The 21,333-nt window shown below is 63.5% G+C and carries 24 protein-coding genes; 11 read left to right on the top strand and 13 right to left on the bottom strand.

The annotated features are described in order from the left end of the window. Window positions 1–4: 4 nt before the first annotated feature. From AC1RNA_RS14155 to AC1RNA_RS14175, 5 genes are all read right to left on the bottom strand, one after another. Window positions 5–154 carry a hypothetical protein gene (locus tag AC1RNA_RS14155; protein WP_009338992.1) on the bottom strand — a complete coding sequence of 50 codons (150 nt, stop codon included), beginning with the start codon at window positions 152–154 and terminating at the stop codon, window positions 5–7. A gap of 77 nt (window positions 155–231) precedes the next feature. Continuing rightward, complete coding sequence (locus AC1RNA_RS14160; RefSeq protein WP_492951506.1) at window positions 232–834, bottom strand: DUF6456 domain-containing protein; 603 nt, start codon at window positions 832–834, stop codon at window positions 232–234. Further along, a complete protein-coding gene (locus AC1RNA_RS14165) occupies window positions 831–1,190 on the bottom strand; it encodes a helix-turn-helix domain-containing protein (protein WP_492951507.1) in 360 nt (119 codons plus the stop codon). The genes AC1RNA_RS14160 and AC1RNA_RS14165 overlap by 4 nt, the downstream gene beginning before the upstream one ends. A 100-nt stretch (window positions 1,191–1,290) precedes the next feature. After that, on the bottom strand, window positions 1,291–1,704 hold the full coding sequence (locus AC1RNA_RS14170) for a Ros/MucR family transcriptional regulator (protein ID WP_009338986.1): 414 nt from the start codon (window positions 1,702–1,704) through the stop codon (window positions 1,291–1,293). 134 nt (window positions 1,705–1,838) lie between these two features. Continuing rightward, window positions 1,839–2,666, bottom strand: coding sequence for a hypothetical protein (locus AC1RNA_RS14175; protein ID WP_492951508.1), 828 nt, complete (start codon window positions 2,664–2,666; stop codon window positions 1,839–1,841). A 307-nt stretch (window positions 2,667–2,973) separates the two neighbouring features. On the opposite strand from AC1RNA_RS14175, the gene AC1RNA_RS14180 reads away from it, so the two are divergent. Continuing rightward, window positions 2,974–4,626: a glycosyltransferase family 39 protein gene (locus AC1RNA_RS14180; protein WP_492951509.1), complete on the top strand. Its 1,653-nt coding sequence runs from the start codon at window positions 2,974–2,976 to the stop codon at window positions 4,624–4,626. A 193-nt stretch (window positions 4,627–4,819) separates the two neighbouring features. Beyond that, window positions 4,820–5,176: a hypothetical protein gene (locus AC1RNA_RS14185; protein ID WP_492951510.1), complete on the top strand. Its 357-nt coding sequence runs from the start codon at window positions 4,820–4,822 to the stop codon at window positions 5,174–5,176. Window positions 5,177–5,241: 65 nt separating this feature from the next. Here the strand turns inward: AC1RNA_RS14185 and AC1RNA_RS14190 are convergent, their stop codons facing one another. Both AC1RNA_RS14190 and AC1RNA_RS14195 read right to left on the bottom strand, forming a co-directional pair. Continuing rightward, a complete protein-coding gene (locus AC1RNA_RS14190) occupies window positions 5,242–6,645 on the bottom strand; it encodes a M20/M25/M40 family metallo-hydrolase (RefSeq protein WP_492951511.1) in 1,404 nt (467 codons plus the stop codon). A 65-nt stretch (window positions 6,646–6,710) separates the two neighbouring features. Then, window positions 6,711–8,363 carry a helicase HerA-like domain-containing protein gene (locus tag AC1RNA_RS14195; protein WP_492951512.1) on the bottom strand — a complete coding sequence of 551 codons (1,653 nt, stop codon included), beginning with the start codon at window positions 8,361–8,363 and terminating at the stop codon, window positions 6,711–6,713. Window positions 8,364–8,926: 563 nt separating this feature from the next. Between AC1RNA_RS14195 and AC1RNA_RS14200 the strand changes: the two genes are divergently transcribed. From AC1RNA_RS14200 to AC1RNA_RS14230, 7 genes are all read left to right on the top strand, one after another. Further along, on the top strand, window positions 8,927–9,334 hold the full coding sequence (locus tag AC1RNA_RS14200) for a DUF4332 domain-containing protein (RefSeq protein ID WP_009338975.1): 408 nt from the start codon (window positions 8,927–8,929) through the stop codon (window positions 9,332–9,334). Between the two features lie 73 nt (window positions 9,335–9,407). Then, the gene (gene folP / locus AC1RNA_RS14205; RefSeq protein ID WP_492951513.1) at window positions 9,408–10,262 is read left to right on the top strand and encodes a dihydropteroate synthase; all 855 of its coding nucleotides are present in this window, start codon (window positions 9,408–9,410) and stop codon (window positions 10,260–10,262) included. Then, entirely contained in the window at window positions 10,259–10,624 is a 366-nt protein-coding gene (gene folB / locus AC1RNA_RS14210; RefSeq protein WP_009338973.1) for a dihydroneopterin aldolase, read from the top strand. The genes folP and folB overlap by 4 nt, the downstream gene beginning before the upstream one ends. Window positions 10,625–10,627: 3 nt before the next feature. Continuing rightward, entirely contained in the window at window positions 10,628–11,119 is a 492-nt protein-coding gene (gene folK, locus AC1RNA_RS14215; protein ID WP_009338972.1) for a 2-amino-4-hydroxy-6-hydroxymethyldihydropteridine diphosphokinase, read from the top strand. A gap of 45 nt (window positions 11,120–11,164) precedes the next feature. Continuing rightward, on the top strand, window positions 11,165–11,959 hold the full coding sequence (locus tag AC1RNA_RS14220) for a DUF3298 and DUF4163 domain-containing protein (protein ID WP_009338971.1): 795 nt from the start codon (window positions 11,165–11,167) through the stop codon (window positions 11,957–11,959). Further along, a complete protein-coding gene (locus tag AC1RNA_RS14225) occupies window positions 11,956–12,633 on the top strand; it encodes a pyroglutamyl-peptidase I (protein WP_492951514.1) in 678 nt (225 codons plus the stop codon). The genes AC1RNA_RS14220 and AC1RNA_RS14225 overlap by 4 nt, the downstream gene beginning before the upstream one ends. Window positions 12,634–12,700: 67 nt before the next feature. Next, window positions 12,701–14,065: a TIGR03808 family TAT-translocated repetitive protein gene (locus AC1RNA_RS14230; RefSeq protein ID WP_492951515.1), complete on the top strand. Its 1,365-nt coding sequence runs from the start codon at window positions 12,701–12,703 to the stop codon at window positions 14,063–14,065. On the opposite strand, the gene AC1RNA_RS14235 is transcribed toward AC1RNA_RS14230, so the two are convergent. The 4 genes from AC1RNA_RS14235 to AC1RNA_RS14250 form a co-directional block, all read right to left on the bottom strand. Next, window positions 14,021–14,362: a TIGR03809 family protein gene (locus AC1RNA_RS14235; RefSeq protein ID WP_492951516.1), complete on the bottom strand. Its 342-nt coding sequence runs from the start codon at window positions 14,360–14,362 to the stop codon at window positions 14,021–14,023. The genes AC1RNA_RS14230 and AC1RNA_RS14235 overlap by 45 nt on opposite strands. Window positions 14,363–14,599: 237 nt before the next feature. Beyond that, complete coding sequence (locus AC1RNA_RS14240) at window positions 14,600–16,024, bottom strand: S8 family serine peptidase (RefSeq protein ID WP_492951517.1); 1,425 nt, start codon at window positions 16,022–16,024, stop codon at window positions 14,600–14,602. Window positions 16,025–16,060: 36 nt separating this feature from the next. Then, window positions 16,061–16,723 (bottom strand): hypothetical protein, encoded by a 663-nt coding sequence (locus AC1RNA_RS14245; RefSeq protein WP_492951518.1) that lies wholly within the window; start codon window positions 16,721–16,723, stop codon window positions 16,061–16,063. Beyond that, entirely contained in the window at window positions 16,720–17,289 is a 570-nt protein-coding gene (locus AC1RNA_RS14250) for a sigma-70 family RNA polymerase sigma factor (RefSeq protein WP_040298228.1), read from the bottom strand. Before AC1RNA_RS14250 ends, AC1RNA_RS14245 begins: the two co-directional genes overlap by 4 nt. 316 nt (window positions 17,290–17,605) lie before the next feature. On the opposite strand from AC1RNA_RS14250, the gene AC1RNA_RS14255 reads away from it, so the two are divergent. Together AC1RNA_RS14255 and AC1RNA_RS14260 are read left to right on the top strand one after the other, a co-directional pair. After that, window positions 17,606–18,745 (top strand): GGDEF domain-containing protein, encoded by a 1,140-nt coding sequence (locus AC1RNA_RS14255; RefSeq protein WP_492951519.1) that lies wholly within the window; start codon window positions 17,606–17,608, stop codon window positions 18,743–18,745. A gap of 55 nt (window positions 18,746–18,800) precedes the next feature. Continuing rightward, window positions 18,801–19,907 carry a DUF2336 domain-containing protein gene (locus AC1RNA_RS14260; protein WP_492951520.1) on the top strand — a complete coding sequence of 369 codons (1,107 nt, stop codon included), beginning with the start codon at window positions 18,801–18,803 and terminating at the stop codon, window positions 19,905–19,907. Window positions 19,908–19,924: 17 nt separating this feature from the next. Here the strand turns inward: AC1RNA_RS14260 and AC1RNA_RS14265 are convergent, their stop codons facing one another. After that, window positions 19,925–20,563: an NrsF family protein gene (locus AC1RNA_RS14265; protein ID WP_492951521.1), complete on the bottom strand. Its 639-nt coding sequence runs from the start codon at window positions 20,561–20,563 to the stop codon at window positions 19,925–19,927. Further along, on the bottom strand, window positions 20,560–21,111 hold the full coding sequence (locus AC1RNA_RS14270) for a sigma-70 family RNA polymerase sigma factor (protein ID WP_492951522.1): 552 nt from the start codon (window positions 21,109–21,111) through the stop codon (window positions 20,560–20,562). Before AC1RNA_RS14270 ends, AC1RNA_RS14265 begins: the two co-directional genes overlap by 4 nt. Window positions 21,112–21,333 lie beyond the last annotated feature (222 nt).

A 21,333-nucleotide genomic window follows, 5' to 3' on the forward strand; every position in this document is an offset into this window, starting at 1 on the left:
TTGTCTACTTCATTCCGCCATCAGGTTTCTTGCGGCCCTTTTCGGGAATGCTGGCGCTTTGCTGCTGGGAGCGGCCGGGTTTCGGCTTCCTGACGATTTCCGGCTTGTCCTTGGCCGGTGGAAACTCAACCTGCGTAATCTGAATCTCTTCCATGCTCCGTCCTCCATGTGGTGCGGAATCAACCTCTTACCGGATCAAACGTTCCGGCCGGTTCCCGCGAGGCGTCCGCCTCACGCCGTGAACGATGCATCCTCCGCGAGCCAGGTGCGGATATGCGCGCTGCCACGGGCATTGTCGTGAAGCCCGTAATGGCGAGCAAGACGATCCAGCGCGAGTTGCAGAACAACCTTCGCCGAGCGCGCGGGCCAGCCACGCTCGCGCTCCACATCCTCCAGCCCGCGCAGGAAACAGCACACATCGAGCAATATGCCGGAGAATTCCGGCCCGCACGCCTCCAGCGCCAGCCGCACCCCCTGGCGCGCGGCTATCACCACGTCGGTCATCGTGCCCGCGTCGCCGCCGCCGCAATTTTTTCCGCGCGCGATCCCCGACCAACTCGACGTGACACGCGGCGCGAGGTGACCGCGGGTGAAATCGGCGCGCAGCTTCTCGCCCGCGATGAACTGGTTGTGGCCGATCATGGCGTGCCCATCGCGGCCCTTGCGGCGCGCGAGCCACGCGAGCGGGCTCTCGCTGTCGTTGACCATGACGCGGGCAACGCCGCTCTCTGTCATCACCTCGCGCGAGGCGAGCGTGAGGTGCTCGGCGCGCCTGGAGTCGATGTCATACGCGGGCTCGGCTGCTCGTGTTTTGGAGGGGCGATGCGACTTCATCGGCCGCACTCCGCCCGCGCCACCACGCGTTCCAGCGCGGCGATCCGGCTGTCGAACCAGACATCCTCGCGCCGTTCCTCGATCACGCGGCAGGCGTAGGCCACCGTGGTGCGGTCGCGGTGAAACAGCCGGCCGATGCCCTCGAAACTCAGCGCGAAGCCGACATGACAGAGATACATCGCGACCTGACGCGCCAGCGACGCACGCGGCGAACCACGCGAGCCGAACGCCAGTTCGTCCGCGGTGATGCCGAAATCGGCAATCACATATGCGGCGACGCGGGACCGGATGGTTTCAGGGTCGGGAGAAGGTGCGGCGGAATGCGAAGAGGAAACGGAGACAGGGGTGGGCAGCATTGGGCGACCTCGTTAGGATTTTATACCTACACCCTAACCCGATTTTTGCAACCGGGGATATCTTTCCCCGCTTTCTCGCTTATCGCTGTGAAATGCGTGCCTACCGCTTGGCCCGGCGTCGCTGCTGGCCAAGCCCCATCTTTTTGGCGAGCTGCGAGCGCGCCACCGCATAGTTCGGCGCCACCATCGGATAATCCGGCGGCAGGCCCCACTTCTTGCGGTATTGCTCCGGGCTCATGTTGTACTGGCTGCGCAGATGCCGCTTCAGCGACTTGAAGCGTTTGCCGTCTTCGAGACAGACCAGATATTCCGACGTCATCGATTTCTTCACCGAGACCGCAGGCCGCGCGGCCTCGACGGGCGCATCCCCGCCCGTCGCCACGCGCAGCAGCGCGGCATGAACCTGCGCGATCAGCGCGGGAATGTCGGACGGCTGCACCGTGTTGTTGCTGACATAGGCCGAGACGATGCCTGCCGCCATTTCAACGAAATTCTTGCCGGCAGGCTCACTCATGCAGCGCTCGCGATGTTCGATGGAAGGGGCGTGCATCGTTGCGGCCCCTCATGCCTCGCAAAGATTAGGCGAGCGGGTCGGGGGTCCGCAAGATCGATCGAACGCTGTGCCCTGAATGTGTGCAGCGGGCGTCTTCAGCGGCGATCGAGATGGGCGCGGAGCTCCTCGATCGATTCAAACCGCACGGTGCCTTCCGGCAATTGCGCTTCGATCGAACCGTCCGAATACAGCGAATAGGCCATCGCATCGACCACGCCGGATTTCACCACGCTGACTTCCGGCTGCGGCTCGCGGCGCGGCGGCTCCTCCCGGCGCGAAGGCGGGGTGAAACGGCGCGGCGGCCGCAACGGATGGCGCGGCTCGGCCGCGAAATCGTCCTCGGGTTCGGGCGGCTGCTCGGGTTGCGACCATGGCGGCTCAAACAGATTGTCTTCCGTGCGGGCCGCGGTTTCCGCCTCGGCGGGAGGTGCAGCATCCTGCGCCGTCTTGCGGCGGCGGGAGGAAAACAGGAAGTCGCGTTTCGGGCGCTCCGGTGCCGCTGCGGGTTCAGGACGCTCGGGGAGCGGCGGAAACGGCGCGCGGGTCGGCGGCGGAAATTCGAACTCGGTTTCCATCGCGCGGGCCACCGGCTCGTCGCGCGAGAATAGAAAATCGCCGTTTCCAGGCGCGCGCGGTGCCGGGCGCGGCTCCTCCGGCATCGCAGGCGGCGGCACTTCGGCCACGATGATTTCCTCGACCTCCGCCTCCTCCCGCACCGGCGCGATGCCGAGACGGCGGGAGAGTTGCTTCACCTCGCGCGTGACCATGCCGAGACCGATCAGAATGAGCCCGGTCGAGGCGGCAACCGTGCCGCACAGGATCACCGTATTGCCGAAGGAGAATTCCTTGATCGGAATCCCGAACACGATGGCCAGCACGCCCGCGCAAAACACCAAGGCTCCCGCCAGCAACAACGCAATCATCACTCAAACTCCAGCTTGCGGCCTCGCCGGCCCGCAGCTTCGACTGTCATATGACTGTTCCACTACCGGCTCAGCTCTTGCCCGACGAAAGGTAATATTTCCTTATTCCATTCCGAAAAGTACAAGGATACCAACAATTTCCATGGCATGGACCACCACGATGGATTGCAACCCAGATCGTTTCAACTCCCGGCAACCCCTTATTGTTGCAGCGTTTTAGGAAAATTAAGCCATAATCGCCGACTATGCCCCCTGGCTGAACGGCAGAAACAGCCACCTGCAAGCCCCCAACAAGCGTAACTGCATCATGACATCGATCACGGCATCCGGATTTGAGGTCCCTCTCCGGCGGCCATTTGATCAGACCTGCGACATGCTCGCCTGCGCCGCCCTTGTGGTGATCGCATGCGTCGCCGCCCTCACCTTCCGCGACTACGGCCTCGGCTGGGACGACTACACCCACGCCGAATATGCCGACCTTCTGCTGAAGATGTTCGGCTCGGGTTTCAAGGACCAGAGCGCACTCTCGTTCGCAAACCTCTACATGTATGGCGGCGGCTTCGACATGATCGCCGCGCTCCTGCACAAGATCGTTCCGCTCGGATTGTTCGACACCCGCCGTCTCGTCGGCGCCATCGTCGGCCTGATCGGCCTTGCGCTGACATGGCGTCTCACGCGCCGCGTCGGCGGCCCGCTCGCGGGGCTGGCAGCACTTCTCCTGCTTGCGCTGTGCCCGACCTTCTACGGGCACATGTTCATGAACCCGAAGGACCCGCCGTTCGCGGTGGCGATGATCGTGATGCTGCTCGGGCTGGTGCGGCTGGCGCAGGAGTATCCGTCGCCCTCGCCGCATACGGTGCTGATCCTAGGCCTCGGCGCCGGACTGTCGCTCGGCTGTCGTGTGCTCGGCGGCTTCGGCCTCGTCTATGCCCTGCTCGCTTTCATCCCGATCTGGCGCGAGGAGATCGCGACGCAGGGATGGCGCGAGACGCTGCGCCGCTTCGTCCGCGCCTGCTGGCTGCTGCTGCCGGGGCTGTTCTTCGGCTACCTCGTGATGGGCCTGATCTGGCCGTGGTCGATCATCGAACCCGCCAATCCCTTACGCGCAGTGACCTACTTCTCGGCCTTCTTCGAGAAGCCATGGAAGGAATTGTTCGACGGCGCGATGGTGTCGGTGCCGGACATGCCGTGGTCGTATCTGCCGACGCTGTTCGCGTTGCAGATGCCGGAGATCTTTATCGCGCTTTGCCTCGGCGGCCTTGCCATGACGATTGCCGCAGCGACGCGGCGCAGCGATGCCCGCCGCACCACGATCTATCTCATGATCGCGCTGGCGGCCTTTCTTCCGCTGGCCATTGCCGTGGTGAAACGGCCCGCGCTCTACAACGGCATCCGCCATTTCATTTTCGTCATTCCGCCGATGGCGATCCTCGGCGGCCTCGCCTTCGGCCGCCTGATCGAGTGGCTGGGCCGCAACGAGCGCCGCCGCAACTGGCAATTCACAATCTGCGCGCTGTTCACCGCGGGCCTGACGATGCCGCTGGTGGAGATGGTGCGACTGCATCCGTACCAGTACACATACTTCAACGATGTCGCCGGAACAGTGCGGGAAGCCGACAGCCGCTTCATGCTCGATTACTGGGGCCTCGCGCTGAAGCAGGCGTCCAACACGCTGCGCGAGCAGATCATCGCGCGGCAGGAAATTCCGCCCGCCAACCGCAAATGGAAGGTGGCGGTGTGCGGCCCGCAGCGCCCGGCGCAGGTCGCGCTCGGCCCCGACTTCTCGATCGGCTGGGACAGCCATTCGGCCGATTTCGCGATGAGCCTTGGCGAATTCTATTGCAAGGGTCTGCCCGCTCCGATCTACGCCGAGGTCAAACGCGACGGCGTGGTGTATGCCCGCGTCTACGACATCCGTGGCGAGAGCATCGCGAGCCTGCTGGCGATTCCGCCGCCGTAAGCAGCGGCTTGACCTTGCCGCGCGGCAGGGTAGATTCAGTCATCACCCTCTACACAATTCAAACGCCGTCCAATTCCGGGCGGCGTTTTTACGTTGCGGCATGCCGGACCGTCCCGCCGCAGGAAATCGCAGCTTATCCCGGCGCGCAACATTTGCTCTTTTGGACAACAACACGCCGCCCTATGGTCGGGCGATGAAACGCTTGAGCAACGCGCTGCGCATCGCCGACATCGAGTATGTGCTCGATGCGCCCGCTTCCGTCACGGGCAGCGCGTCATGGGTGGCGCATGGCGTTCATTGCGAGCGCCACCGCCACCAATATTCCGGTGTCGATCACGCGTTCACTTTCGACGTCGTGCATCTCAAATACCGGCATGGACGCAATCTCTGGCACGCCGCCATCATCACGGAGTCATGGCGATTTCCGCAAATATCCAACCAGCCACGAACGACCAAGAGCATTAGGCTGCTTCAGGGCCGCTCATCCGACATTCTGGACTGGATACGGCAGGCCCGCGCGGCAAAGCTTGAAACAGCTTCCAAATCATGACGGCGCCGCCGGCGAAACGCCGTCCCATTCCGGGCGGAATTTCACATGCTGAAAATAAAACCGCCTCAGCGCGGCGCTTGCGCGAACGCCGCCAGAATCCGTACCCAGGAGCGGATGCCCTTGTGGAAGCTCTTGAGGTCATACTTCTCGTTCGGCGAATGGATGTTGTCGTCCTCCAGCCCGAAGCCGATCAGCACCGTGTCGAGCCCCAGCGTCTTCCTGAAATCCGCGACAATCGGGATCGATGCGCCCGAGCCGATCAAGAGCGCCTCGGTGCCCCACTCGTCCGTCAGCGCACGCTTGGCGGCGGCGAGCGGCTTCATGCCCCAGTCGAGCGCAATCGCGGGCGCACCCGCATGGTCGAGGAATTCGACGCTGCAATCCGCCGGAATGCGCGCCTTCACATAGGCGCGGAACGCGTCGCGGATCTTGGCGGGGTCCTGCCCTTCGACCAGGCGGAATGAAATCTTCGCCGAGGCTTGCGCCGGAATCACGGTCTTCGATCCCTCGCCGGTGTAACCGCCGACAATACCGTTGATGTCCGCCGTCGGGCGCGAGGAAATCTGCTCGATCAGCAGACGATCCTTCTCGCCCGCGGGCAGCGACAGCCCGATGGGCTTGAGAAACAGCTCAGGCGTCAGGTTCAGCTTCTTCCACTGTTCGAGAATGGCGGGCGGCAGATCCTTCACGCCATCATAGAAGCCCGGAATGGTGACGCGGCCGTTGTCGTCGTGGATGCCGCCGAGAATCCGCGTCAGCACGCGGATCGGGTTTTGCGCGCCGCCGCCGAAGATGCCGGAATGCAGGTCGCGATTGGCGGCCTTGACGATAACTTCCTCATAGACGAGGCCGCGCAGCGCGGTGGTGATCGCAGGCGTGTTCTGGTCCCACATGCCGGTATCACAGACCAGCGCGAAGTCCGCCTTCAGGTCCGCCTTGTTCTTCTCGAGGAAGGGACCGAAATTCTTCGAGCCGACCTCCTCCTCGCCCTCGATCAGGATGGTGATGCCGAGCGGCAGACTGCCGGTGACGCTTTTCCACGCCCGGCAGGCCTCGACGAAGGTCATCAACTGGCCTTTGTCGTCCTCCGCGCCGCGCGCGACGATGATCTCACGCCCGTCCGCATGCTTGGTGACGACGGGCTCGAACGGCGGGCGGTCCCACAAATTCAGCGGATCGACCGGCTGCACATCGTAGTGCCCGTAGAACAGCACATGCGGACCGTTTTGCACCGGGCCGTCATAGCGCGCGACAATCGCCGGGTGTCCTGCGGTCGGCCGCACCTCGGCGCAGAAGCCGATGCTCTCGATGTCTGCCGCAAGGTGCTTGGCCGCCTGCGCGCAATCATCGTTGAACGCCGGATCGGCGGAGATCGACTTGATGCGCAGCAGGGCGAACAGGCGCTGCAGGCTGCGGTCGAAATCGGTATCGACACGGTCGAGAACGGCGGAAAGATCATCAGGCGTCATTGTCGGTCCTTAAATCGCCCGCACGGGCGAGAAATTGCCTTGGGACGTTTTGTTGTGACCTGCCGCTATCGCCGCAGCAGGCCTCCGAGCGCACCGCGCACGATCGAGCGACCGATGGAGCTGCCGATCGAGCCGCCCATCGACTTGCCAAGATCCGCCACCACGCCGCCGACGACCTTGTTGGTCACCGAGCGCGTAACGTTGCGGGCGATCAGTTGCCCCGTGGTGAGCCGTCCGCGCGATGTCGAGGTGCCGAACACCGAGCCGACGATGGAGCCGATATGGTCGAGCAGCCCGCCGCCGCTGCCGGGCTCGCCGGTCGCGGCCGTCTCCGTCAGGCGCTTCTGCAGCATTTCATAAGCGGAATCGGAATCGATCGTGGTGTCGTATTTGCCCTTTACCGGGCTTGCCGCGATGATCGCCTTGCGCTCCTCCGGTGTGATCGGGCCGATCCGCGCGCTCGGCGGCCGCACCAGGATGCGCTCCACCATCGCGGGCGTGCCGTTGCCTTCCAGAAACGACACCAGCGCTTCGCCCTTGCCGAGTTCGGTGATGACCTGCGCGGTATTGAGCGCGGGATTCGGACGGAAGGTCTGCGCCGCAGCCTGAACCGCCTTCTGGTCGCGCGGCGTGAAGGCACGCAGCGCGTGCTGCACGCGGTTGCCGAGCTGGGCCAGCACCTTGTCCGGCACGTCGATCGGATTTTGCGTGACGAAATAGACGCCGACGCCCTTCGAGCGGATCAGGCGCACCACCTGCTCGATCTTGTCCATCAGCGATTTCGGCGCATCGTTGAACAACAGGTGCGCCTCGTCGAAGAAGAACACGAGTTTCGGCTTCGGCAGGTCGCCGACCTCCGGCAATTCCTCGAACAGTTCGGACAGCATCCACAACAGGAAGGTCGCGTAGAGCTTCGGGCTCTGCATCAGCTTGTCGGCGACGAGGATATTGACCATGCCGCGCCCGTCAGAGTCGGTGCGCATGAAATCCTTCAGTTCCAGCGCGGGCTCGCCGAAGAATTTATCGGCGCCCTGGTTCTCCAGCACCAGCAACTGGCGCTGGATGGTGCCGACAGTCGCCTTGGTGACGTTGCCGAACGCCTGCGCGGCGGTACGCAGGGCTGCCAGCGGGTCATCCTCGCCCGCTTTGGCCGGGACAGGGATCATCGCGTCCAGCAGCGCGCGCAGATCCTTCATATCCAGCAGCGGCAGATGGTTCTCGTCAGCGAGGCGGAACGCGACATTGAGCACGCCCTCCTGCACATCATTGAGATCGAGCATCCGCGACAACAAAAGCGGGCCCATTTCCAGCACGGTGGCACGCACCGGATGTCCCTGCTCACCGAAAACGTCCCAGAACACCGTCGAGAACTGGTCCGGCTGGAACGTCAGCCCCATGCCCTTGGCGCGGTTCAGGATAAAATCGTTCGCCTTGCCCACTTCCGAGATGCCGGAGAGGTCGCCCTTGATGTCGGCGGCGAAAACCGGGACGCCCGCGCGGGCAAAACCCTCCGCCATCACCTGCAACGTCACGGTTTTTCCCGTTCCGGTCGCGCCTGTCACAAGACCGTGGCGGTTGGCGAGCGACAAGGTCAGAAAAGCCGACTGATCGCCCTTGCCGATAAAGAGTGCAGTGTCGGTATCCCCCACCGCCGGCTGCGGCGCGCTGGCCGTCGGCGGACTTGTTGACGCGGATGCCTGTTTCGTCGCCTTCGCCATCGTCGTTCCTCGCTTCGGATGCCGTACCGCTATCTGACTATATTTATTGAAGCATCTTTCCCGCTTCTTCAATGGCAATGGAACCATCCGGCCATAGATAGAGACGAAACAAATCAAATCCCGACGATAGAAGAAGGAGGTAATTCGTCGCGCGCGGCCAGTGTGACACGCGATTTTCGCCTCGCGTCACCGAAATGGAGATGCTCACTCTTGCATCACAGCAACACCGGACGCGCATCGAGAGAGAATCTGAACTGCAAGCGCGTTCGTCTCTTGTAATTCGCGTCTCATCCGATCAAGATAAAAACATAAGCGTTAAGAGCCGGAATAAACCGGAAGGATAAGAAACTATGGACTGCCGGATTGCATTGCGTGGGGCCATGTCGGGACGCATCAGCATCAAAACACAAAAACGCTCGAAGCATTCCGACCTTTCCAATCATTCAAACCTTCGCCATTCCGTCTGCACCTCAGGATTTTTTGTGCGCCACGCTTGTCATCGCGATGGTTCGCTGCAACCGGCACCCTCGATTTTCTGGAACGCGTAAATTCTTCCATTTGCAATGACATATCCTCTGACACAGATCGACGGACTGGGCCCTCTCGCGGCCTCGAAGCTGAAATCCCAGGGCATTCGCACGACTGCGGCGCTGCTGGAGAAGGCTGGCACCTACAAGGGCCGCAAGGAATTGGCGGAGGCCACCGGCCTTTGCGAAAAGCAGATCCTCGGGTGGGCCAACATCGCCGACTGCATGCGCATCAAGGGCATGGGCAAGGCCAAGGCCGAGTTGATCCGCGCCGCGGGCGTCACCACGGTGCGGGAATTTGCGCTGCGAAACCCCGGACGGCTGGCGCAGGCGATGGCCGAGGCCAACACCAAGCGCAAACTGGTGCGCGTACTCCCCTCGGAGCGGTCGGTCGGCCAGTTGATCGAGCGCGCCAAGAAGCTGCCGCTCAAGATCAGCTACTAAGCCTACGAGTTTAGGGCACCTTCCCACCCGCTTGCCGCTTGACTCGTCTTTCGGGACCGCGCAAAGCCGCGCCATGAGCGCCCGTTCTTCAACACTTGGCCCCATGCGAGACGCCCGGCACGACATCTTGCCCGCGTTGCTGGCCAAGCCGCATGTGCTGGTGATGGGCGTGCTCAACATCACCCCGGATTCCTTCTCAGACGGCGGCGAATTTCTCGATCCTGCCGCCGCACTGGCGCAAGCCGAACGGCTTGTCGCCGATGGCGCCGACATTCTCGACATCGGCGCGGAATCCACCCGGCCCTACGGTGCAAAACCCATATCGGCCAAGGAGGAAATGGCACGGCTTGCGCCCATCCTGCCCGCCATTGTCCAGCTCGGCGTGCCAATTTCGATAGACACGATGAAGGCGGATGTCGCGGCGTGGGCGCTGGATCAGGGTGCCGCCGTTCTCAACGACGTCTGGGGCCTGCACCGCGACCCCGCGATGGCAAAACTCGCCGCCGGGCGCGGCGCGCCCATCGTCGTGATGCATAACCGCGATGAAGCCGACCCCGCCATCGACATCATGAAGGACATCGCCGTGTTCTTCGAGCGCTCGCTTGCCATCGCCGACACGGCCGGCCTCTCTCGCGACAGCATCGTGCTCGATCCCGGCATCGGCTTCGGCAAGACGCCCGAGCAGAGCATGATCGCGCTGGCGCGGCTTGGCGAATTGTCCCAATTCGGGCGGCCCATTCTGGTGGGCGCCTCGCGCAAGCGTTTCATCGCCAGCGTCTCGCCCTCCGAGCCGCGCCAGCGTATCGGCGGCTCCCTTGCGGCGCATCTGCTGGCAGTTCAAAATGGCGCGCGGATCATTCGCGCGCACGACGTTTTCGAGACCGTTCAGGCGCTGCGCGTGACGGCCGCAATCGGGGACAAACGGTGAGCGATACCATCTTCATCAAGGGCCTGCTGATGCACGCCCGTCACGGCGTCATGGAGCATGAAGCCGAAGTCGGACAACGGTTCGTCATCGATCTGGAATTGTCCATCGACCTTGCGGATTCTTCACGCACCGACAAACTCGCCGACACCGTGTCCTATTCCGATGTCGTCACCAGCGCGAGCCAGGCCTTCAAGGGCCAGAATTACTATCTGCTGGAACGGGCGGCGGGCGCGGTGGCGGACGCCGTACTGCGCGATTTCACCAAGGTCGAGGCCGTGAAGGTCACGATCCACAAGCCGCACGCGCCAATCGCGGCAATCTTCGATGATGTCGGCGTCATCATCCTGCGCAAGCGTACCTAACCCATGGCAAGCGTGCTGATCGCGCTCGGTGGCAATGTCGGCGACGTCCGCGCGACCTTCAAATCCGCCATTTCCCATATCTGCGGGGCGACGCAGGCGGTTCTCGTCGCACGTTCGTCCGATTACCGCACGCCGCCTTGGGGCGAGGAAGACCAGCCGCCCTTCATCAACGCCTGCATCGAGATCGAAACCTCGCTCGACCCGATGGCGCTATTGTTCACGCTGCACCGGATCGAGAAGAAATTCGGCCGCGACCGCGCCAACGAGAAAAGATGGGGTCCGCGTACGCTCGACCTCGACATTCTCGCCTACGACAACGGCACGATCCACACGCCGGAACTGACGCTGCCGCATCCGCGCCTGTTCGAGCGTGCCTTCGTACTGGTGCCTTTGGCCGAGATCGCGCCCAACCGTGATATCGGCGGGCGCACGCCGCATCAGGCACTGGCGGGTGTTCCCACGCAAGGCATCGAGCGGCTGGACGACCTCGCTTGAATGCTGCTTATCGGCCCCCGCCGATAATTGCTGTATAGAAGGCAGATGGCCCCGTTCGCACCGATCCGCAATATTGCCCGTGTCGCTGTTGCTGGCATCTGGCTGACCGGCGCCTGCTTCGCCGCCGAGCCCAAACCGGACATCGCCATCAAGACCGACGCTGTCGATGTCAGCGTCACCCTCGATGACACGATCAAATCTCACCCCGCCCTTGCAGCCGATTGTCTCGCGGAAGGCAAACGCTATGCCGAGAAGCAGCGCAAGGAAGCCACCCAGACCAAGCGCAGCGATCCAAAATACTTCCCGAAAGGCGGGTACACGTTCGAACGCGAATACGTCACCGCTTCGGTTGTCGGCGGCCGCTACATCAGCATTCTCCGGGAGGATTACGCCGACACCCACGGCGCGCACCCCAACACTTATGTCGATACGCTCCTGTGGGACGACACCGCAAAGAAGCGCATCAGCATTCGGCCGTTTTTCAAGGAAACCGCCGATGACGGCCCGACACTGACCGCGATGCGGAACGCCGTCCTTGCCGCGCTGAAAGCCGAGAAGAAGGCGCGCGGCATCGCGGACGACGAGTCCCCTATCGACTGGTACAAGGATATCGGGACGAGCCTGCTCAAGATCGGCCCGGTGACGCTCGCGCCCTCGACCGAGCCCGGCAAAAGCGCGGGACTTGCCTTTCACTACGCGCCCTATGCGGTTGGCCCTTACGCCGAAGGCCGCTTCGACGTGACCGTGCCATGGCAGGAGCTGAAGCCGTACCTGTCGGCGGAAGGCACAGCGATCTTCGGCGGCGCGCAGCCGCAGGAAGACAACATCAACCGGCAATGACGGCAGGCAACATCCGCGTCCTCATCACCGGCTTCGGCCCGTTTCCCGGCGCGCCGTACAACCCGACCGGAAAACTGGTGGAGCGGCTGGCGCGCCTGCCCCGCCCGGCATTTTCCGATGTCGAGCGGATCGGCCACGTCTTTCCGGTCAGCTACCGGGCGGTCGATGCACAGTTGCCCGCCTTGCTCGTGCAGCATGAGCCGGACGTGCTGTTGATGTTCGGCCTCGCGACCCGGACGCCTCATGTCCGGATCGAGACGCGGGCGCGCAACACCATCACCCAGCTTTGGCCGGACGCGGATCATGCGGCCATCCTGAGCCGCACCATCGATCCCACCGCGCCCGCGACGCGCCGGTTCGGCGGCCATACGCACCATCTGTTGCACGCCGCGAAGGCGACCGGGATCGATGTCCGTCCTTCGATCAATGCCGGAGCTTATCTCTGCAACTATCTGAGCTGGCGCGCGATCGAGGCCGCGCAGCACCATCCCCGCGCGTTGCCGCTCGCGGCCTTCATCCATGTGCCAAAGGTGCCGCGCGACGCTCATTCGGGGAAGCCCGAGGCCGTCAGGTTCGAGCAGCTTGTCGATGCCGGGGAAGTGATGCTGGCCACACTCATCCAGCGCGCGCGGGCGGCGCGCTCTTGCGCAAATTTAACCAGCGGCAGGTCATAACGCCGCTGTCGCCGCCCCTCTTGTTCGACCCGAGGGCGTGCCATAAACCGGCGACAGGAGCCGCCTCATGGATTTCACCCGCCGCCGCCTCATGGGTTTGTTCAGCGTGTCAGCCACCGCGCTGCTGCTCGAGCGCGGCATCGCCAAAGCCGCGCCCGCGATGTCGTCACTCGGCCGCGATGCGGGCCAGCTTGGCGTCAAGCACAACAGCCCGGACGACCAGACCATTCCGTTGCAGCGCGCGATCTACGCAACCGCCGCCGCGCGCATGCCGCTGGTGCTCCGGCCGGGAATCTATCGCACCGGCGAACTCGAACTGCCGAGCGGCGCGCAGATTGTCGGCGCGCGCGGGGCCACGCGGCTGGAATTCACCGGCAGCGGCACATCGCTCCTCACCGCCAAGGGCGCGGACGGCCTCAACCTGAAGGGCCTTGTGCTCGACGGCGGCGGCCATGAATTGCCGGAACGGCGCGGGCTCGTCAGCCTGCAGGCCTGCCGCGACTTCCACATCGGCGATTGCGACATTGCCGGCAGCGGCCGCAACGCCATCCGGCTCGAAACCTGCTCGGGCGATATCCGCAACACCACCATCCGCCAGACCTCCGCCACCGCCATCGTCAGCGTCGATGCGCTGGGCCTGTTGATTGCGCAGAACACCATCCAGGACGCATCCGAGAACGGCATCGAGATCGTGCGCTCGGCTGCGGGCGACGACGGCACCATCGTGGTCGACAACCGTATCGAGACCATCAAGGCAGGCCCCGGCGGCACCGGGCAGTACGGCAACGCCATCAACGCCTTTCGCGCCAACAACGTGATCGTGCGCGGCAACCGCATCCGCGATTGCGACTATTCCGGCGTGCGCGGCAACTCCGCCTCCAACATCCAGATCGTCGGCAACACCGTCACCGACGCGCGCGAGGTCGCGCTCTATTCGGAATTCGCCTTTGAAGGCGCGATCATCGCCAACAACGTGGTCGATGGCTGCTCCACGGGCGTGTCAGTGGCGAATTTTAACGAGGGTGGCCGCCTCGCCATCGTGCAGGGCAACATCATCCGCAACACCAAGACGCGGCGCTATCCGGGATCGAATACCGATCATGGCGGCGTCGGGATTTACGTCGAGGCGGACAGCAACGTGACCGGCAACGTGATCGAGAACGCACCGGTCTGCGGCATCAGCGCGGGCTGGGGCAAATATCTGCGCGACATCAACATCGCCAACAACATCATCCGCGACGCCTTCGTAGGCATCGGCGTCTCCGCGGTGGACGGCACCGGCAAGACGCTCATCAGCGGCAACCTGATCTCGAACGCGCCGCGCGGCGCGATTGTCGGCTTCGATCACGACAAGCCGATCACTGGCGATCTCGCGGTGGTCGGCGCGTCAGGATTTCCGAAAATCGTACTGGGTCTCAACACGGTCCAGTAGGCCCGGCTTGGCGAGGCTTCCGGCAAGACTCTCCCCGGTTGCATCGGTCTGCGCAATCGCAACCTCGATCGGCTTGTCGAGCGCGGCATCGGGCGGCGCCAGATCCTGCCAGACCTTCAGCACCGTGCGCGCCTCGTGCACCATCGCGAGGAAATCGCTTTCGGTGTGATAGAGCTTCCAGCGCCCGCTCTCATAAAGCTCGGTGAGATGATCGAGCCGCTGCTGCGCCAGGATGCGCCAGCGCGCCACCACGCTGCGGCCCGCGGCCTGAACCGGTTTCGGAAAAGCTTCAGACATCGCCTGTTTCCATAACAAACACGTTGCAGAAATGACGCCAGCCTTACTCGGCCGGTACGAAACGATGGTGACACAAAGCAACTTGGGGACGCGAAGCAGGACGCAAAAACGCGCGGCGGGCCATCTGCCCGGTGCGGCGAAGCAATAGAATCGCCGCTGGAATCACCCATCGTCTTCATGACGCGAGTTCGGGTCAAGGTATTTGCGTACAGAAGCCTTCCAATCTCGCGGGCAGAGTTAACGCGGCGCGGGCTTGAGCGGCTCCGAGGCGGTCGCGACGGGGGCCGCCACCACCGACACGGCGGCAAAGGCATCGGCCTCCCCCGCCCCGAACCGGTCGTCGCGCCCGGCCGGGCCAAGGTCGCGGGCGGATTGCGTCAACGCCTGCCGCACTTCGTCGGCGGTGAGCGCGGGATTGCGCGCCAGCATCAAGGCCGCGAGCCCGCTGACATAGGCCGCCGACAACGACGTGCCGGACGAGACGCCGTATTTGCCGCCGGGCAGCGGCGCGAGAATGTCGACGCCGGGTGCTGCCACCGCGATATAGGCGCCCTGATTGGCTTTCGCGAAAATCGCATCGGAGGCATCGGTCGCGGTGACACCGATGACGTGCGGATCGGCGCCCGGAAACAGCGGCGCGGATTTCGGCCCGGCATTGCCGACCGCCGCCACCAGCACGATGTTCTTCGCCGCCGCTGCCGCAAGCCCACGTTCGACCACCTTGTCGCGGGGGCCAGCGAAACTCATGTTGATGATCTGCGCGCCGTTTGAAGTGGCATAATCGAGGCCTTTCAGCACAACAAAGGTGGTGCTCGACGCACCCGACTTGGCTTCCCCGAACGCGCGGATCGCCAGCAGCTTCGCGGCCGGAGCCGCGCCCTTGAGGGTCGCGTGCGCGGCGATGATGCCCGCGATGCTGGTGCCGTGCGCATGCGCGGTCTCCTTGCTGTCGAGCGCGTCGAACGTGGCCGCGATCGAGCCCGCAAGCTCGGGATGGTCGGTGTCGATGCCGGAATCGATCACCGCAACTCTGACTTTCTCACCGGTCGAGATCGCCTGCGCTTCCGGCAGCCGCAATTTCGCCAGCGCATACTGGAACGGCGCTTTGCCGCCCTGCTCATCCTGCAAACGGAAGATCGAATTGCGGTGCACCGATGTGATGCCGCGATCCGCGCTCAACTGCTTCACCACGGTGTCGACCGAGCGCCCGTCCGGAATCCGCCAGCGATAGAACGTGGTATCGAGCAGCGCGATGTGCTGCGACTGCACCTGCCGCAGCTTGTGACGCTTCGCGATGTCCCGCACCTGCGCGTCGGTCGGCTGACCCGCGATCTCGATCAGCACTTCGTTCGGTACGTAGGTCGGATCGGCCGCGGCGGCGGTGCGCGAAGGCTTCTTCGACCCACGCTCCGGCGGCGGCTTGCGCGAACGCGGCGGACCGCCATCGATGCGGTCCTCGATCACCGGGCCGTAATGCAGGTTCGGCGAATAGCGCACGCTCGGATTGACCGGAATCCGGGGGCCGATATGGATGCTGGGGCCACCGACACTGAGATTGCGCATCTGCGCCCGCGCCGGTGTGATGGCTGGGGACGCCAATCCGATGGCCGCCGCAAGCAGCCAGATCTTCGGGCCGTTGAATGGATCGTCTCGCTTCGTCATGCCTTCACCCGTTCCGTATGAAGGAAATGCGAGAAATCACTGTGTCGCAGCGGCAAATGCCACGGTCTTGTCCGCCTTGACCTTGGCGATGAGCTGCTCCGCGTCCTTGGCTGCGAGCGTCGTGTCGCCGAATTTCACCGTGAACATGCCCGCCTGCGGCCCCGCCACGATGGAGGCGTGATAGGCTACGAGAAAGGCGGTGATCTGATCGAACGTGGCGTCGGACTTGAAGCCAACCAGAAGACGCGTGCCCGCCGTGGAAGCCTCGGACGACGCCGTCTGATATCCGCCGCCCTGCTTCATCACCGCCGTGGTGATGATGCCGGCCTGCAGCACCAGCGCGAGCATTGCCGCAGCCGCCGCCCAGCCGAGCGTGCGTGGCGACCATCCGTTGAAGAACGTCCCCAGCCGCGCCATCAATCCCGATGACGTCGGCGCGCCACGCGCAGGCTCCGCGTCGATCGCCGCGAACAATTTTTCCAGCGCGCGGGTGGACGGCGCGCCGAGGTCTTCGTTCAGAAGCACGGTTTCGGCCAGTTCGTCCTTGATGATCTCGTATTGCTTGGCGAGCGCGGAATCCTTCGCGAGCGCGGCATCAACCAGCCGCGTCTCTTCGGCGCTCAGGGTGCCCGCCGCCCGCCAGGGCAGCAGCGCCTCGATCTTGCCGGGCTCTGCCAATTCCTTGTCTTTCGTCGTCACGGCCAGCCTCGCTCCACGCCGGCTTCCTTCAGAAGCTCGGCGAGTTTCTTGCGCGCATAGAACAGGCGCGTCTTCACCGTGTTCTCCGGGATGCCGACGATCTCGGCGACCTCCTCCACGGACTTCTCGTGGTAGTAGACCAGATCGACGATCTCCCGGTGGTCCTGCGACAGCTTTGCCAGACAGTTGCGCAGCACATTCCCGGTATCCTTCTTGGCGACCGTCACCTCCGGATTGTCGGACGTGTCCTCGATCGCCGCTGCTGTTTCGTCGTCGAGCTCCGCGTCCTTCTTCTTGCGCAGCGCCGACAACGCCTTGAACCTCGTGATCGCCAAGAGCCAGGTCGAAACGGCGGAGCGCCCTTCGAACTTCCCGGCCTGACGCCATACGTCCAGAAACACCTCGCTGATGAGATCTTCGGCGATCTGTTCCTTCCGCACCAGACGCAACGCGAACCGATAGACCCGGACATGGTGCCGTCCGTATAGAACCTGCATGGCGAGACGATCGCCTTGGGCAATGCGGCCGATCAGGGATTCGTCCGAAGCGGCCTGTGTTGCACTCAATGGCTATCTCGCAAGGTTGGTCGCACGGGGACGTGATCGGGTTCGATAAAAACGTCTTTCGGCATCGCTGCCCGGAAGGCAGCGAAAATGCCCTCGAAGCAGGAGTTGGGCAAGCCGCGCCGATCCTGCCCGCATTTTACGGCCGCGCCTCGGGCCGAAAACACAAAGCTCAAATTTAAGACATTGATATAATTATATATTTTTAGATTTCGAGCGGTACCGGCGTTTCTCGCAAAGACCGGCCGGTACCGCCAAATGATACCAAACCTAAACGCTTTGCTGACTAATTTACTCAAGAGCTGCGGGGTTTTACGATATGTGGGGAGCCGTCTTTCCACTCAAACTGATGGATCAACTGAGTTCAGCCGATGCGCCCGCATCGGACGTGCTGCCGCGCCGCGCCGTCCAGCGCCGCCAGATCCAGACCATCATGGCGCTCAGCTACCTGACCGATACCGCGGTGCTGGCGCTCTACGCCCTTGCCGGCACCACCAGCCTCACCACTCCGCCGGTCTTCCTCGTCTGTGCGCTGCTGAGCGTCACCTGCTTCGTCCTTCTCTCCGACGCGCATTTCAACGACCGCTTCAAGGATCATTATCTCGTCCTCCAGCAGATGGGCGTCAGCTTCCTGCTGATGCTCTCGTTCATGTATATCGTGCCGGAAGTCGGATGCGTGTTTCTCTGCTCGCTGTTCGTGATCGTGGCGCTCGGCTCGCTGCGCTCGACCATGCTGCAGATCGGCATTGCATGGGGCGTGCTCACGGCAGGTCTTGCGTGGCTGTTCCTGCTCACCACCATTCCGATCAGCATGCCGCACGGCACCTTCGCCGAGCGCTTCGCCACCCTGTTCCTGTTCGTGGTCACCATCGGCCGCTGCATGATGGTCGGCATGTTCTCCAGCGCGCTCAGAGAATCCTTCTACACGCAGGGACTGGCGCTGAAGGAAGCCTATCGGCGCATCGAGGAACTCGCCGAATTCGACGAACTGACCGGCGCACATAATCGACGCAGCATCATGCATGCGCTGGTCGAGGAGAGCGAACGCGCGATCCGCACCAAAAGCCCCTGCTCCATCGCACTGATCGACCTCGACTTCTTCAAGAAGATCAACGATCTTTATGGCCATCCCGTGGGCGACGAAGTCCTGCGCACCTTCGCTATCACCATGTTCGCCAACGTGCGGGCGATCGATAAATTCGGCCGCTATGGCGGCGAGGAATTTCTGCTGATCATGCCGGAGACGGCCGAGGACACCGCCGAGAAGGTGGCGGATCGCCTGCGCATGATCATCGCGGACATCGACTGGAATTCGATTTCGCCCGGCATCGCCGTGACGATGTCGGCAGGCGTGGCCACGCTGCGCCACGACGAGACACCGGAGAACCTTCTACTGCGGGCCGACATGGCGCTGTATCGTGCCAAGGACCGTGGACGAAACAGAATCGAGCACGCTTAGAATGTTGTTTTCCCTCCGCGAGAATGTCGGCGGGTTGCCGTTTGGGACAGAAGTCATGAGTGCACACGCCGCCAACGCCACCAGTCTGTTGGCAGATCTTCAAGCCGCACTGACCCATGGAACGGTAGCACGCCGCGTCGAAACCCTCCGCCGCGTCACCGATCTGTTTCTGTACGCGCCTGCCGCCTATTCGGATGAACAGATCGCGCTGTTCGACGATGTATTCCAGTGCCTCCTGCTCAAGATGGAGCAATCGGCGAAGCAACTGCTGGCCGAGCGTCTCGCACAGGTGGCGGAAGCCCCGGCCGGTGTGATCCGTACGCTCGCGTTCGACGACATGATCGAAATTGCGGCCCCTGTCCTGTCCCATTCCGAAAAGCTCAACGAAACAGCGCTGGTCGAGAACTCGCGAAAAAAGAGCCAGGGTCATCTGCTGGCGATTTCGAAGCGCAAGGTCCTGACCCACGCCGTCACCGATGTGCTAGTCGAGCGCGGCAATGACGATGTGGTTGAGAGCACGATCAACAATCCCGGCGCGGAATTCTCCGACAATGGATACTCGCGCCTGATCATGCGCGCCGAGGGGCACGACGGCATCGCGACCTGCCTTGGCCTGCGCCCCATTCCGCGGCATTTTTATCTGCAACTGGTAGCCAAGGCCTCCCACGCGGTTCGCACCAGACTTAATGAGGCCAACCCGCATTACGCCGCCGAAGTCGCCGCCGTGGTGAAGGATGTCGCGATCCAGGCCAGCGCCGCGAAAACCGAAGACACCATCCGCGCGCAGACGCTCGTCAAGCTACTGCACAGCGACGGCCGCCTGAACGAGGCGCAGGTGGCGGCCTTCGCCGAACACGGCCGCGTCGAGGAAGTCTCCACCGCCATCGCGCTGATGACCGACGTGCCGATCCTCACCGTCGAGAACATGATGATCGAGCCACGCGCGGAAGGGCTGCTGGTGCTGGCGAAGGTCGCGGGCCTCAGCTGGGCGACGGTCGAAAAGATCCTGAAGGCGCGCCATGCGGTCGGCGACGTTGGAGTCTCGACAAGCCTTGCCGAGTATCACGACCACTTTAATCTGCTGCGACCCGCCACCGCCCAGCAGGTGCTGCGCTTCTACCGGATGCGCGAGGCCGGCACGATTCCTGCCGCGACTTCCTAGAACCCCAGGATCCGTTCCTAGAACCGCAAGACCCGGCGCCCGGCCATCGCTCCGACGAGCGTCACGAAAGCCGCCGCCAGCGTGTACCAGGTCGCCACGAACAAGGGCGAATCGTCTGCGCAATGCGAGGCATAGAGCGTCGCGCCCAGCCCCGCCGACATCAATCCCGCCAGCGCACCCAGCAGCATCGGGTGCGAAGTCGCTCCCTTGCGCAGCATCAACAGCGTGGCGATCAGGAACGGCGCCGAGAACAGCGGAATCGACGACATGCAGGCCATCGAGTTAGACCCGACCAGCCGGCCCTCCCAGTTCACGCGCTGAGGCACGGCGAAGTCCGCGACGATGCCGATGCCGAGCAGGCCCACGGGCAGCGCGAGCAGCCACATCCAGCCATGCAGCGAGGCATTCGGACGCGACAGATGCAGGCTCAACGCCGCGGCGCTCGATGCCAGCGCCAGCGTGACCAGGAATTTCAGATCGAAGAACGGATTGTAGATCGCCGTCGCGATATCCGGCCGCGGGCCGAGGCTCACCATGAACAGCACCGCCGACAGCGGCAACGCCGCGCAAATGCCCGCCAGCAGCCAGAGCCAGACCGGCTGCATCCGCGAAGGGTGATCGGCGACAAGGCTTGCGATGAGATCGTCGGTTTTCATATCAGGTCTTTCCGTGCACGCGCCGCGAGGGTCGAAAGTCCCCGGTGAAGCGCCACCCGCACCGCGCCTTCCTTCATCTCGAACTTCTTCGCCGTCTCGGTAATCGACAGCCCGTCGACCGAGATCGATTGCAGCACGTCGCGCTGGCGCTGCGGCAGCGTCTTCAGATGCGCCTCGATATCCACGCCGTTCGTCACTTCCGGTGCTTCCTCGCCGGGCAGCACGTCGGTGAAATCGTCGATGTCCACGAACACCCGGCGGCCGCGGCGGCGCAGCGCGTCGATCAGCTTGTTGCGCGCGATGGTGAACAGCCACGGCGCGAACGGCGCCTTGGCGTCCCATGTGTGTCGCTTCAGATGCACGGCGAGCAAAGTATCCTGCACGATATCCTCGGACTGATCGGGCGATTGCCCGGCACGCAACAGACCGCGCCGCGCCGCCGCCCTCAAGACCGGCGTGATGGCCGACAGGAGACGATGGTAGGCGGCGGTGTCACCCGCATTGGCCGACCGCATCAGGTCGGTCCATTCATGTTCCTGGCCGCGCACCGCGCTCCCTCTGGATGGTACGGGCTGTTTTCTAGAATGTTACAGCAGCCCGTGGCAAATCCTCAGGTTCCCACCTGCACCCCGGAGGCCGGTCCGCCGTCCCGCCCCTCCAGGCCGGTTTGAACCAAAGATTCCCAGCTTTTGCCGCGATGTGGCCACCTCCGGCAGGCCATTCTGGGCGCGGGCGCTGGGCAAAATAGAGAAAACAACGGAGACGAGATC

The organism is Afipia sp. GW821-FHT14H12, from assembly GCF_058803465.1.

Excerpts from the sequence above, each read along its gene's own strand:
- folK (WP_009338972.1), top strand. The coding sequence starts at position 10,628 with ATGGCAAGCGTGCTGATCGCGCTCGGTGGCAATGTCGGCGACGTCCGC.
- AC1RNA_RS14165 (WP_492951507.1), bottom strand. The coding sequence starts at position 1,190 with ATGCTGCCCACCCCTGTCTCCGTTTCCTCTTCGCATTCCGCCGCACCT.
- AC1RNA_RS14180 (WP_492951509.1), top strand. The coding sequence starts at position 2,974 with ATGACATCGATCACGGCATCCGGATTTGAGGTCCCTCTCCGGCGGCCA.
- AC1RNA_RS14235 (WP_492951516.1), bottom strand. The coding sequence starts at position 14,362 with ATGTCTGAAGCTTTTCCGAAACCGGTTCAGGCCGCGGGCCGCAGCGTG.
- AC1RNA_RS14225 (WP_492951514.1), top strand. The coding sequence starts at position 11,956 with ATGACGGCAGGCAACATCCGCGTCCTCATCACCGGCTTCGGCCCGTTT.
- AC1RNA_RS14160 (WP_492951506.1), bottom strand. The coding sequence starts at position 834 with ATGAAGTCGCATCGCCCCTCCAAAACACGAGCAGCCGAGCCCGCGTAT.
- AC1RNA_RS14265 (WP_492951521.1), bottom strand. The coding sequence starts at position 20,563 with ATGAAAACCGACGATCTCATCGCAAGCCTTGTCGCCGATCACCCTTCG.
- AC1RNA_RS14240 (WP_492951517.1), bottom strand. The coding sequence starts at position 16,024 with ATGACGAAGCGAGACGATCCATTCAACGGCCCGAAGATCTGGCTGCTT.
- AC1RNA_RS14155 (WP_009338992.1), bottom strand. The coding sequence starts at position 154 with ATGGAAGAGATTCAGATTACGCAGGTTGAGTTTCCACCGGCCAAGGAC.
- AC1RNA_RS14195 (WP_492951512.1), bottom strand. The coding sequence starts at position 8,363 with ATGGCGAAGGCGACGAAACAGGCATCCGCGTCAACAAGTCCGCCGACG.
- AC1RNA_RS14175 (WP_492951508.1), bottom strand. The coding sequence starts at position 2,666 with ATGATTGCGTTGTTGCTGGCGGGAGCCTTGGTGTTTTGCGCGGGCGTG.
- AC1RNA_RS14170 (WP_009338986.1), bottom strand. The coding sequence starts at position 1,704 with ATGAGTGAGCCTGCCGGCAAGAATTTCGTTGAAATGGCGGCAGGCATC.
- AC1RNA_RS14230 (WP_492951515.1), top strand. The coding sequence starts at position 12,701 with ATGGATTTCACCCGCCGCCGCCTCATGGGTTTGTTCAGCGTGTCAGCC.
- AC1RNA_RS14200 (WP_009338975.1), top strand. The coding sequence starts at position 8,927 with ATGACATATCCTCTGACACAGATCGACGGACTGGGCCCTCTCGCGGCC.
- AC1RNA_RS14255 (WP_492951519.1), top strand. The coding sequence starts at position 17,606 with ATGTGGGGAGCCGTCTTTCCACTCAAACTGATGGATCAACTGAGTTCA.
- AC1RNA_RS14220 (WP_009338971.1), top strand. The coding sequence starts at position 11,165 with ATGGCCCCGTTCGCACCGATCCGCAATATTGCCCGTGTCGCTGTTGCT.
- AC1RNA_RS14190 (WP_492951511.1), bottom strand. The coding sequence starts at position 6,645 with ATGACGCCTGATGATCTTTCCGCCGTTCTCGACCGTGTCGATACCGAT.
- AC1RNA_RS14185 (WP_492951510.1), top strand. The coding sequence starts at position 4,820 with ATGAAACGCTTGAGCAACGCGCTGCGCATCGCCGACATCGAGTATGTG.
- folP (WP_492951513.1), top strand. The coding sequence starts at position 9,408 with ATGAGCGCCCGTTCTTCAACACTTGGCCCCATGCGAGACGCCCGGCAC.
- AC1RNA_RS14260 (WP_492951520.1), top strand. The coding sequence starts at position 18,801 with ATGAGTGCACACGCCGCCAACGCCACCAGTCTGTTGGCAGATCTTCAA.